The organism is Ferrimonas sp. YIN67, from assembly GCF_057219095.1.
In genome coordinates this window covers 375064-387964 of the sequence record NZ_JBXVVJ010000001.1, presented here as the reverse complement: position 1 = coordinate 387964, position 12901 = coordinate 375064, and the positions used below count along the sequence as shown (strand labels likewise).

The following is a 12901-nucleotide window of genomic DNA, read 5'->3' as shown; positions in this document are numbered from 1 at the left end:
AGTTGCAGCGCCTTTTTTTTGCTTTGAATTTAGACCCAAAAGTACCGGGAAAGGCTGGGTTTGGGAGCCCGCAATTAGGCGTCGCTTTCATGGGTTCGGTAAATGTGAATCACCCCACGGAATTCAATCAAAATGTCTGGTTGAACAACCTTCATTTCGGGGGGCTGATATAAAGGGAACGGCTTGAAATAGCGCTTGGCAAAGAGCTTGCCACCTGACTGGCACTGTCCAGTACTGCATTACAATAACGATAAGAGACCCCGTACCATGAAACTGCGTTTTTTGCCCCTGATGGTGTCAGTAGCCCTGGCTGCGCCCGTCGCCTCCAGCGCCCTGGCTTCCGATGCTGGCCGCCTGCTGGATCCGAACCGGGCCGAGGTGCCCGCCTCGGTCGCCATCTGGAAAGACGATAAGGCCAAGATGGACACCTTCATCGACGAGCTGATGGCCAAGATGACCCTGAGCGAGAAGATCGGCCAGTTGGATCTGCAGACCAGTGTGAAGGATCGCACCGGCGGTACCGTCAATGCCGAGTATGAGAAGCTGGTGCGCGCCGGCCGGGTGGGCGGGGTGTTTAACGCCTTTGAGCCCAAGTTCAACCGTACCCTGCAGCAACTGGCGGTGGAAAACAGCCGATTGGGGATCCCACTGCTGTTCGGCTATGACGTGATCCACGGTCACATGACCATGTTCCCCCAGTCCATCGGCGAGGCCGCCTCCTGGGATCCTGAGCTGGTCAAGCAAGGGGCACGCATCGCGGCCAAAGAGACCGCTTCCGATGGCGTCATGTGGACCTTTGCGCCCATGGCCGACATCACCCGGGATCCCCGCTGGGGTCGAGTGTCCGAAGGGGCCGGTGAGGATGTGTATCTGAATACTGTGATGTCGGTGGCCCGGGTCGAGGGGTTCCAGGGGGACGATCTGGCCGCCATCGACACCGTTGCCGCCACCGCCAAGCACTTCGTCGGTTATGGCCTGTCTCAGGCGGGCCGGGATTACCACACCACGGATGTGTCCGAGCATGAGCTGTGGACCACCCAGATGCCGCCGTTCAAGGCGATGGTCGATGCCGGTGTCGCCACCTTTATGACCGCCTTTAATGACTTGAATGGCACTCCCGCCTCCGGCTCCAAGTTCCTGCTGACCGACGTGCTGCGCGATCAATGGGGCTTCGAAGGCTTCGTGGTGACTGACTACACCGCCATCAACGAGCTGGTGCCCCACGGCTTTGCCCGCGATAACAAGCACGCGGCGGAAATTGCTTTTAATGCCGGTGCCGACATGGACATGGTGGGCCAGCTCTACCTGGGTTACATGGAGGAGCTGGTGGACGAAGGCCGGGTATCGATGGAGACCATCGACACCTCGGTACGTCGCATCCTGGAGATGAAGTGGCGCCTGGGTCTGTTTGAGGATCCCTACCGCTATTTCGATGAGCAGCGTGCCAAAGACACCCTGTTGGCCCCTGAACACCTGGCCGCCAGTCAGGACGCGGCGCGTCGCTCCATGGTGCTGCTGAAAAACGACAACCAGACGCTGCCGCTGGATCTGGACAGGCTCGACAACATCGCGTTGATCGGCCCCCTGGCGGATTTTGACAGCATCATGATCGGTAACTGGAGGGCCCGGGGTGGCCGCTCCAAGCCGATCGGGGTGAAACGTGGCCTGGAGGCGGCCATTGGCGATCAGGCGGTGCTGCGGACCACCAAGGGCGCGAGTTTCAACTTCTTTGTGGATGACGCCTTTGCCGAGTCCCGCGCCGATCACATGGTGACTTACGCCGATCCGAACGATCCCAAACTGGCCGCCGACATTGCCGAAGCGGTGAAGATCGCCAAGCAGTCCGACGTGATCGTGCTGGCCATCGGTGAGCATCAGGGCATGTCCGGCGAAGCGGCCTCCCGGGTCGAGCTGACCCTGCCGGGCAATCAGCGTGAGCTGATGATCGAGCTGAAGAAACTGGGCAAGCCCATGGTGGGCGTGATCTTCTCCGGCCGATCCAATGATCTGAGCTGGGAGCATGAAAATCTGGATGCCATCGTCCATGCCTGGTACCCGGGCACCATGGGCGGTCCGGCGGTGGCCGATATTCTGCTGGGGCACGCCAATCCCTCCGGCAAGCTGCCGATGACCTTCCCCCGCAGCGTCGGTCAGGTGCCAATCTACTACAACATGAAGAACACCGGCCGTCCGTACCTGGCCGATAACCCGAATCAGCGCCAGGAGCATTACAAGAGCCGTTACGACGACAGCCCCAACACGCCGCTGTACGCCTTTGGGCATGGCCTGAGCTACAGCGAGTTCCAGTACGGTGAGATGACGTTGTCCTCAGGCACCCTGACCCTGGATGGCGAGTTGACGGTGTCTGTTGAGGTTACCAACGCCGGCAAGCACGCCGGGGAAGAGGTGATCCAGCTGTACACCCGCCAGTTGGTGGGCTCCATCACCCGCCCGGTGCAGGAGCTCAAAGGGTTCCAGAAGGTGCATTTCGATGCAGGGGAAACCAAGACCATTCGCTTCACCTTGTCTGCGGATGATCTGGCGTTTTACCGCGCCGACATGAGCTGGGGCGCCGAGCCCGGCGAGTTCCAGGTGATGGTGGGGACCGCCTCCGATCGGGTCCAGCGTAAGCCCTTTACCCTGAAATTCTGAGCCAGCCTGAGGCCAGCCTGGCCCCCCTTCGGGGGCCTGGCTGGCGCGCAGCGAATGAACGTCATTATTGGTAAAAGCGCTCAGGGCTTTGCGCATCTTTGGCTATAACGGTTGGCCTTGAAGCAAAAACTATAAACCTAAGAAGAAGAGTAACGAGCAGCATGAAAAAAGGAATCGTTTCCCTGCTGGTGGCCTGCGCCCTGGCACCGACGACCGCTCTGGCGGTAAGCGCCGGTCAGGTCCTGGATCCGCAAAAGGGAGCGCCGGCCTCGGTGGCGGTGTGGAAGGATGATAAGGCCAAGATGGACGCCTTTATCACCGAACTGATGGCCAAGATGACCCTGGATGAGAAGATCGGTCAGCTGGATCTGCAATCCGGGATCATGGCCAACACCGGCTCTCTGGTGAACTACGAGTACGAAGACTGGGTGGCCGAAGGCAAAGTCGGTTCTGTTTTCAATAACTTCACTTACGAGCGTGCCTACCCGCTGCAGAAGCGTGCCGTCGAGGAGTCCCGTCTGGGCATTCCGATCATCATCGGTCACGACATCATCCACGGCCACAAGACCATCTTCCCCCAGTCGCTGGGTGAAGTGGCCTCCTGGGATCTGGACGTGGCGCGCACCGGTGCCCGTATTGCCGCCAAGGAAGCCACTGCCGATGGGATCATGTGGACCTTCGCGCCCATGGCCGACATGGTGCGTGATCCACGCTGGGGCCGGGTCTCCGAAGCCCCGGGTGAAGATGTGCTGCTGGCCACCAAGATGTCCGTCGCCCGGGTACAGGGCTTCCAGGGCGATGATCTGGCCGCCCACGACACCATGATGGCGACCGCCAAGCACTTTGTCGGCTATGGCCTGTCCCAGGGCGGTCGTGACTACCACTCTACCGACGTCTCCCAGCACGAGCTGTGGTCTCAGCAGCTGCCGCCGTTCAAAGCGATGGTGGATGCCGGTGTGGCCACCTTTATGACCGCCTTTAATGACTTGAATGGTACTCCGGCCTCCGGCTCCAAGTACCTCTTAACAGATGTTCTGAGGGACAAGTGGGGCTTCGAGGGCTTCGTAGTAACCGACTACACCGCAGTGAACGAACTGGTTCCTCACGGCTTTGCCCGTGACGACAAGCACGCTGCCGAGATCGCCTTCAATGCCGGCGCCGACATGGACATGGTGGGCAAGTCCTACATGGAGTACATGAAGGAGCTGGTGGAAGAGGGACGGGTGTCGATAGAGAAGATCGACCACTCCGTGCGCCTGATCCTGGAGATGAAGTGGCGCCTGGGCCTGTTTGAGGATCCCTACCGCTACTTCGACAAAGAGCGCGCCGAGCGTGAGATCCTTACCGAGGAAAACCTGGCGCTGGCCCGGGATGCCGCCCACAAGTCCTCGGTGCTGCTGAAGAACAACGGCGCCCTGCCGCTGGCACTGGACAGCATCAAGTCCGTGGCGCTGATCGGCCCCCTGGCCAACAGCAAACGTGACATGATCGGCAACTGGGCCGGTGCCGGCGGCGGGACCGGTAAGATGGTGACCGTGAAGGAGGGCCTGGAAGCGCGCTTCGGTGACAAGATCACCATCCATCACGCCAAGGGGGCCACCTACGCCCACCTGCACGCCGAGGACGAGCGTTCCAGCCATGTGGAAACCCGCTCCATCTCCCGTGATGTGCTGGGCAAGCCCGAGCACGCCAAGATGATCAAAGATGCGGTCAAGGCCGCCAAGCAGTCTGACGTGATCGTCCTGGCCATCGGCGAGGAGTGGCGCATGTCCGGTGAGGCGGCGTCCCGCGTCGAGCTGACCCTGCCGGGCACCCAGCGTGAGCTGATGACCGAGCTGAAGAAGCTGGGCAAGCCGATGGTGGGCGTGATCTTCTCCGGCCGCCCCAACGATCTGAGCTGGGAGCATGAGAACCTGGATGCGCTGCTGCATGTCTGGTACCCGGGCACCATGGGCGGCCACGCCATCGCCGACATGCTGGCCGGTGACGTCAGCCCGTCCGGTAAGCTGCCGATGACCTTCCCACGTTCTGTTGGTCAGATCCCAATCTACTACAACATGAAGAACACAGGTCGTCCCTACTTGGCGGATAACCCGAACCAGCGCCAGGAGCACTACAAGTCTCGTTACGACGACAGCCCGAATACCCCGCTGTACGCCTTCGGTCACGGCCTGAGCTACGGTGAGTTCCAGTACGGTGAGATGACCCTGTCCTCCAGCACCCTGACCATGGACGGCGAGCTGACCGTGTCGGTCGATGTCACCAACACAGGCAAGCACGCCGCGGAAGAGGTGGTGCAGCTCTATACCCGTCAGATGGTGGGGTCCATCACCCGTCCGGTACAGGAACTCAAAGGCTGGGATAAGGTGCACTTTAATGCCGGTGAGACCAAGACCGTCAGCTTTACTCTGACCGCCGAAGACTTGGCCTTCTATCGGGCTGGCATGAACTGGGGCAGTGAGCCCGGCGATTTCCAGGTGATGGTGGGCACGGCGTCCGATCAGGTTCAGCGGAAGGACTTTAAACTGGTTGAGTAACCTAAGCGATAAGAGCTGATGGTTTGATAAGGCGCTGCTTAGGCAGCGCCTTTTGTTTGGAGCACAGCAAAAATCCTTGGAGACTCAGTGGCAGGCACCGAGGGCAGTTGGGGTTAAGTCATTTGCAATGAAAGAGCCGTTTTCCTGCTCGTGAGTGTCCGCGCGTTCCCTGATGGGTGGCGCAGTTTGATGCCTCAAACATCGCCAGGAGCGGTCTCGGTAATAACCAGTGGGGAGAGGGTCACAATCACGTGTAAGACTACGTAAAGCCAACGGAGTTGGGGTGAGTGAGAGGGTAAGCTCCATGCCGAATATCCCTCAGAAACCTGGCTCAATTGTGCCCCACTCGTATGTTGTGGGATCAGTGCCGACGGCATAGCCGGTAGGACTGCTCAGGTACGAAAGACAATCCGAAAGATAATAACGCTGTTCATGAAAACCCCCTTAGTGTCTCTGTTGTTTCTCTCTCTGGCGATCACGGCGAAAGCCTCGGACGCCGGACGGATCCTGGATCCGGCGAAAGCCGAGATCTCGGTATCTGCTGCGCACTGGCAGGACGAGCGCAGTACCATGGACGCGTTTATTACTGAACTGCTTGCCCAAATGACTCTGGAGGAGAAGGCGGGCCAGTTGGATCTTCAGTCCGGCGAACTGGACCTTGTCGGTCCAGCGGGGAATGGGTCGTTGCAACAGCGGGTACGGGATGGGCGTGTGGGGGCGATCTCTAACGCTTCGGATCCGGACTGGATCCAACGGATGCAGGCGAGCGCGGTCAATGACTCACGCCTCGGGATCCCCCTGCTGTTCGGCCATGATGTGGTGCACGGTTTTCGAACCATCTATCCCCAGTCCATCGGCGAGGCTGCCAGCTGGGATCTCGAGCTGATCCGTGCCAATGCCCGTATGGCCGCGCGGGAAGCGACGGCCGAGGGGGTCATGTGGACCTTTGCACCCATGGCCGATATTTCCCGGGATCCGCGTTGGGGCCGAGTTTCCGAAGGTGCCGGCGAAGATGTTTATTTGGCTTCGCAGGTGTCGGTGGCCCGGGTTGAAGGGTTTCAGGGCGACAGCCTAGCGGCCGAAGATACTCTGATGGCGACCGCCAAACACTTTGTCGGCTATGGCCTGGCGCAGGCGGGGCGCGATTACCATACCGCGGACGTTTCCCGGCATGAGTTATGGAACACCCAGTTGCCGCCCTTTAAGGCGATGCTCGATGCCGGTGTGACCTCTTTTATGACCGCGTTCAATGAACTCAATGGCGTGCCTTCCACCGCCTCATACCCATTGTTGACCCAGGTGTTGCGCGAGCAGTGGGGGTTTGAAGGATTGGTGATCACCGATTACAACGCCATCAACGATCTCGTGGCCCATGGTTTTGCTCGGGATGACAAACATGCCGCCGAACTGGCCATTAAGGCGGGCGTTGATATGGACATGGTGGGACAAAGCTACCTGAATTTTCTGCCCCGGCTGGTGCGTGAAGGGGTGGTTTCCGAGGCGCGACTCGATGCTTCCGTTCGACGGGTGCTCGAGATGAAATGGCGCCTGGGGTTGTTCGAGGATCCTTTTCGCTATGGTGATATGGATCGGGCCCGGGAGCAGAGCCTCTCTGCAGCACATCGCGAGCAAGCCCGGGATGCGGCTCGCAAGACGATGGTATTGCTGAAAAATGAGGGGCAGATCTTGCCCCTGGATGAATACCAGATCAACGACATTGCCCTGATCGGACCGCTGGCAGACTCCAAGCGGGACATGATCGGCAACTGGGCCGCCATGGGGGACCGTCGACAACTCCCGGTCACCCTTAAGGAGGGGCTCGAGGCACGCCTCGGGGAGCGTGTCACCGTACATTACGCTCGGGGCGCGGGTTATCATCATGATCTGGATCCTGACAGCAACTCGGGATTCCGTGCCGCCATCAGGGCGGCACGCAGATCGGATGTGATTGTGCTGGCCATGGGTGAACACGAGCGTCAGACCGGGGAGGCGGCATCCCGCACCGGCCTGGGTCTGCCGGGTAACCAGTTGGCCTTGATGAAACGACTGAAAGCCTTGGGCAAACCCATGGTCCTGGTAGTGATGTCAGGGCGTCCCAATGAATTGAGCTGGGAGCATGAGAATCTGGATGCCATCCTGCATGCCTGGTACCCGGGCACCATGGGCGGCCATGCCATTGTGGATCTGCTTTTTGGGGATGTGTCGCCGTCGGGTAAGCTGCCGATGACCTTCCCCCGTAGCGTGGGCCAGGTGCCGATCTACTACAACATGAAGGGCACCGGGCGGCGGTATGAACCACAGGATCCGAACCCGCGTCAGGATCAGGATGCCTTCCGTCACGGCGGTCGCTCGAATACTCCGTTATACGCCTTTGGCCACGGCTTGAGCTATGCGGATTTCCACTACGGCGAGCTGAGTCTGTCCTCAGATACCCTGACCATGGGCGGCCAGCTGACCGTGTCGGTGGAGGTGACCAACAAGGGCAAGCACGCCGGCGAAGAGGTGATCCAGCTGTACACTCATCAGAGGGTGGGATCGGTGATCCGTCCGGTTAAAGAGCTCAAGGGCTGGCGAAAAGTACACTTTGAGCCCGGCCAATCCAAGACCATTGAATTTATTCTGTCTCCCTCCGATCTGGCGTTTTATCGCGCCGATATGAGTTGGGGCAGTGAGCCCGGCCGTTTCCTGCTGTTTGTAGGGACAGCATCGGATCGGGTTCAACAAGCCGAATTTACTCTGATTGAGTAAACTTCACGCCCAGGTCCCGGGATGGGGACCGGGGTGTTATTGATCGGGATGCATCAGTATCCCGTTTGGTTTGGCCTGAAGTGCTGAGCGCGCGGTGCAGTGCAGACTGTGAAGCGACGTAAAGCGGTATAAAGGTGGTTCACCTGACCGGTGTGATCCGGCATGGTGTTGCCCGCCTGAGCCTTCAGGCCCAAGAAAAACACGACTTAGGTTGTTATAACGATGCAAAAAGTAATGACGAGCACTGCGCTGCTGACCGGTACTGCGGTTCTGGCTGGTTGCTCCGGCCAGGGTGTCGACAACGGCGCCACCACCGCCAAGGTGGAAGATCAACGTCCAAATATCATCTACATCATGTCCGATGATCATGCCATTCGTGCCCTGAGTGCCTATGGCAGCGATCTGGCTGATCTGGCTCCAACGCCAAACATCGACCGTATCGCACAAAATGGTGCTCTGTTCACCAACTCTTTCGTAACCAACTCCCTGTGTGGTCCGTCCCGTGCGGCCATGTTTACCGGCAAGTTTGGCCACAAGAACGGCTTTAACTTTAACGGTCAGACCTTTGATGGCTCTCAGGACACCTGGATCAACTCTCTGCACGATGCGGGCTACAACACGGCGGCCATCGGTAAGTGGCACATCAATATCCTGCCGGACGGTTTCAAGCTGGACCATTGGGAGCTGCTCAACGATCAGGGTGAATACTACAACCCGGATTGGATCACCAAAGACGGTGTGACCACAGAGCACGGTTACACCACCGACATGATCACCGAGAAGACCATCACCTGGCTGGACGAGCAGCGCGATGAGTCCAAGCCGTTTGCCCTGATCATGCACCACAAGGCGCCGCACCGTAACTGGATGCCGGCACCGCGCCACACCCGTACCTTTGAGAACGTCGAGTTCCCGGTGCCTGACACCTACTTCGATAACTACGAGGGACGTAAGGCCGCCGGCGAGCAGGAGATGAACATCTACCGCGACGCGCAGGAAGGTCACGATCTGAAGATGACCACTGGCGTGGGCGAGACCGAGTGGCGTCAGGACATCTGGCCACACCTGCTGGCCCGTTTGACCGACGAGCAGCGTAAGGAGTGGGACGACGCCTACCAGGCCCGTAACGACCATATGAACGCCAACGAGGCGAACTGGTCCGAAGAAGAGATGGCGATCTGGAAGTACCAGCGTTACATGCAGGACTACCTGGCCACCATCATCGCCGTGGACGAGTCCGTCGGTGAGGTACTGGATTACCTGGAAGCCAATGGCCTGAGCGACAACACCATCCTGGTGTACACCTCAGATCAGGGTTTCTACACCGGTGAACACGGCTGGTTCGATAAGCGTTTCATGTACGAAGAGTCCTTCCGTACCCCGCTGTTGATCCAGTACCCGAACAAGATCAAGGCGGGTACCGTGGTTGAAGACATGGTACAGAACATCGATTACGCCCCGACCTTCCTGGAGTATGCCGGTGTCGAGCTGTATGGCGACGTTGATGGTGCCTCCATGGTGGACGTGATCGCAGGTCAGGCCACCGAGTGGCGTGATGCCCTGTACTACCACTTCTACGAGTTCCCGGCTATCCACCAGGTGGGTCGTCACTACGGTGTTCGTGATGAGCGTTACAAGCTGATGCACTTCTACTTCCGCACCGACGACTGGGAGTTCTACGATCTGGAAAAAGATCCTCAGGAGATGAACAACGCCATCGATAACCCTGAGTACGCTGGTGAGATCAAGCGCCTGAAGCAGGAGCTGAAGAAGCTGGAAGCTCAGTACGATGTGCCGCCGATGAAGGAGTGGCGCAAGATGAACCTGCGTGAGTATCGCTCTCCGAAGCCGAAGCTGCATGAGCTGTACCCAAACAGCTACGATGACAACCGCAAAGTGGTCAACGTCGTTAAGTAAGCGCGTCTTTATCTGAATGCAAACCGGAGCCCCAGGGCTCCGGTTTTTTTGTGTCATTAGGTTTCGGTAATGTAAAAGAACCTCGTTTTTGTCCCAAAAGAGCGATGCAACGTGGGCCCTATGGTGAGCTTGGCTGTTCATCTACGAGAACACAGGTTTCGCCGTAAGAGCCTAAGAAATGCCAGTTCTGTCAGGCTCTGCAAATTTTCATGCTTTTCAGTGTTTCTTTCCTTTCTGAACGGATAGTATTAGCGGTCGACTTTTGTGTCGTTTTATTACAAGAATTTAATTTCTGGAGAGATGGTTTTGACCCTACAGAAGGCCGCAAACGGCCCAGTTTCCCAAGCCTCGGTTCAGACGGAAGAGAATACCCTTTTTATCGTCCTGATCAGCTGCATCGCCGCTCTCGGCGGCTTTCTGTTTGGCTTCGATAGCGGTGTGATCAACGGCACCGTAGATGGCCTGCAACAAGCGTTCGGCTCCGATGATATCGGCACCGGCTTCAATGTCGCTTCCATGCTGCTCGGTTGTGCCCTTGGTGCCTTCTTCGCCGGTCGCCTGGCGGATGTCTACGGTCGTAAGACCCTGCTGATCGTGGCGGCACTGTTCTTCATCGTCAGTGCCTATGGCTCAGGTGCGGCAGGAAGCTCGATGGAGTTTGTGCTTTACCGGATCCTCGGTGGCCTGGCGGTAGGGGCTGCATCGGTCATGACCCCGGCGTACATCTCCGAAGTGGCTCCGGCCCGCTACCGGGGTACCCTGACCTCCATTCAGCAGATCGCCATCGTCCTGGGTTTGTTTGCGGCCTTCCTGAATAACTACATCCTGGCCTCCTACGCCGGTGGTTCTACCGTCGAGTTGTGGGGCGGGATCCTGGCCTGGCGTTGGATGTTCTGGATGGAGATCATCCCTGCGGCCCTGTTCTTCGCGGGCCTGCTGCTCATTCCCGAAAGCCCGCGCTACCTGATGGCGATGCAGCGCACCGCTCAGGCCGAAGGCGTGCTGGCCAAACTGTACGGTAAGGTTACCGGGCGTCAGAAGGTTCAGGAGATTGAAGCTTCCCTGGCTGCCGATCACCACAAGCCGGCATTCCGAGATCTGCTCGACGCGGCCGGCAAGGTGAAGAAAGTGGTGTGGATCGGCATCGGCCTGGCCATGCTGCAGCAGCTGGTGGGGATCAACGTGGTGATGTACTACGGTGCTGTGATGTGGCAAGCCGCCGGCTTTACCGAACAGGATGCCCTGCTGATCAACATCCTCGGCCCCATGGTGTCCATCGTGGCCTGTATCATTACCATCGCCTACGTCGATCGTATCGGTCGTAAGCCCTTCCTCTACCTGGGCGGGATCGGCATGGGCCTGATGCTGGCTATCCTGGCTTATGTCTTCGGTGTGTCCGATGTGGATACCAATGGCAACCTGATCCTGGGGGACAACGGGATTGTGGCCCTGTTGGCGGCCAATGCATACGTATTCCTCTTCAATATGACCTGGGGTCCGGTAATGTGGGTGATGCTCGGTGAGATGTTCCCCAACCAGATCCGGGGTACGGGCCTGGCGGTTGCCGGCCTGGCCCAGTGGGTGGCGAACTTCCTGATCACCATGAGCTTCCCGCTGATGCTGGCTGGCCTGGGTTTGGCCGCAAGCTACAGCGTTTACGCCTTCTTCTCTTTCGCTGCCTTTATCTTCGTATTTAAGTTTGTGAAGGAAACCAAAGGCATTGAACTGGAAAAAATGACCGACGCCTAAAGACACTGAACCGGGGCGTACGATACGCCCCGGTTTCGTTCTGGCGCCAGATTGGATCACTATGGAACAGCAAAATCACATCATCGTCGCCGATATCGGTGGCACCAATGCCCGCTTTGCCTTGGCGCATAAAGAGGGTGGCGAGATCATCGTCGATCACGTGGATCACTTCCCCAGCCGCAACTTTGCCTCTTTGGAGCAGGTGGTACGTCACTACATGGCCACACTGCCCGAGGGGATCCAGCTTGATGGCGCCTGTCTGGCGGTGGCGGGTCCGGTCGGGGCTCAGAACGTCAGCCTGACTAACCTTAACTGGCACGCCAATATCAGCGATCTGGGGCTTAACTTGGGACTGCCTAAGTTGTCCGTGATCAACGATTTTGTGGCTTACGCCTACAGCATTCCGCTGTTGCCGGAAGATCAGATGCAGACCGTTAAGCCGGGGGAGTCCGCCGAAGGTGCGCCCATGGTGGTACTGGGTCCGGGCACCGGCTTTGGTGTGGCTTCCCTGAGCCCACGAGATGGTAAGTGGCAGCCCATCGCCTGCGAAGGGGGGCACATCAGTCTGGCCGCCACCAATGAGCGCCAGGCGGCCCTCATCGAGATCCTGCGTCGTCGTTTTGCCCATGTCTCGGTGGAAACCGTGCTGTGTGGCAACGGCCTGGTGAACCTTTACCGGGCCATGGGGATCCTGCTCTCCATGGAAGCGACCCTGACTACGCCACCGGAGATCACCGCGGCAGCGCAAAGCGGCAATGATCCCCTGGCACTGGAGACCCTGAGGGAGTTCTGCCGTTGGCTCGGTAGTGTTACCGCCGATATGGTGTTGGCCCAGGGCGCCCTGGGCGGCGCCTACCTGGGTGGTGGGATCCTGCCTCGTATCAAGGATTTCCTGCAGCACAGCGACTTTACCCAGGCCTTTGGCCATAAAGGGGTAATGACGGGGTATCTGGATCCGGTACCTGTCTCCTTGGCACTTAAGAGTGACACGGCACTGATGGGCTCCGCTGCCTGGTTCTACGACCACGGCTGAGTTTGTCGGTGAGGGAAAAGGGCAAAGCGGTAACGCTTTGCCCTTTTTTGTATTTTGCGTTTCTGCATCGGGTGTTGGGGGACCTTATCGCTCCTTGCTCAAGGGCTTCTTTGTCTTGAACAAAGAGGCCCTTTTTCTTGATTGTTCAAAAGGGCCTCTCTGTTGGCCGAGGTGGCAGGCAAGATTCCTTGGTGATGCAGGCTTGTTTGTGCGCCGAACCGCATGTTAGTTTCAGCGTCAGCTGTTGCGGAGATGTGAAGGTGTT

General features: G+C 58.5%; 6 protein-coding genes. All 6 read left to right on the top strand.

The window, feature by feature from the left end:
* Positions 1 to 267 precede the first annotated feature (267 nt).
* The 6 genes from bglX (AC2D8U_RS01445) to glk all read left to right on the top strand — a co-directional run bounded on the left by bglX (AC2D8U_RS01445) (position 268) and on the right by glk (position 12636).
* Positions 268 to 2652, top strand: coding sequence for a beta-glucosidase BglX (gene bglX, locus AC2D8U_RS01445; RefSeq protein WP_484617255.1), 2385 nt, complete (start codon positions 268 to 270; stop codon positions 2650 to 2652).
* A 161-nt stretch (positions 2653 to 2813) separates the two neighbouring features.
* Positions 2814 to 5189 carry a beta-glucosidase BglX gene (gene bglX / locus AC2D8U_RS01440; RefSeq protein ID WP_484617254.1) on the top strand — a complete coding sequence of 792 codons (2376 nt, stop codon included), beginning with the start codon at positions 2814 to 2816 and terminating at the stop codon, positions 5187 to 5189.
* A gap of 432 nt (positions 5190 to 5621) precedes the next feature.
* Complete coding sequence (gene bglX / locus AC2D8U_RS01435; protein WP_484617253.1) at positions 5622 to 7937, top strand: beta-glucosidase BglX; 2316 nt, start codon at positions 5622 to 5624, stop codon at positions 7935 to 7937.
* 234 nt (positions 7938 to 8171) lie between these two features.
* Positions 8172 to 9854 (top strand): sulfatase family protein, encoded by a 1683-nt coding sequence (locus AC2D8U_RS01430; protein ID WP_484617252.1) that lies wholly within the window; start codon positions 8172 to 8174, stop codon positions 9852 to 9854.
* 306 nt (positions 9855 to 10160) lie between these two features.
* Positions 10161 to 11603 carry a sugar porter family MFS transporter gene (locus tag AC2D8U_RS01425; protein ID WP_484617251.1) on the top strand — a complete coding sequence of 481 codons (1443 nt, stop codon included), beginning with the start codon at positions 10161 to 10163 and terminating at the stop codon, positions 11601 to 11603.
* A 61-nt stretch (positions 11604 to 11664) separates the two neighbouring features.
* Positions 11665 to 12636: a glucokinase gene (gene glk / locus AC2D8U_RS01420; protein ID WP_484617250.1), complete on the top strand. Its 972-nt coding sequence runs from the start codon at positions 11665 to 11667 to the stop codon at positions 12634 to 12636.
* The last annotated feature ends 265 nt before the right edge of the window (positions 12637 to 12901 follow it).

Coding starts and splice junctions, on each gene's coding strand:
- bglX (WP_484617253.1), top strand. CDS start 5,622: ATGAAAACCCCCTTAGTGTCTCTGTTGTTTCTCTCTCTGGCGATCACG.
- bglX (WP_484617254.1), top strand. CDS start 2,814: ATGAAAAAAGGAATCGTTTCCCTGCTGGTGGCCTGCGCCCTGGCACCG.
- AC2D8U_RS01430 (WP_484617252.1), top strand. CDS start 8,172: ATGACGAGCACTGCGCTGCTGACCGGTACTGCGGTTCTGGCTGGTTGC.
- glk (WP_484617250.1), top strand. CDS start 11,665: ATGGAACAGCAAAATCACATCATCGTCGCCGATATCGGTGGCACCAAT.
- bglX (WP_484617255.1), top strand. CDS start 268: ATGAAACTGCGTTTTTTGCCCCTGATGGTGTCAGTAGCCCTGGCTGCG.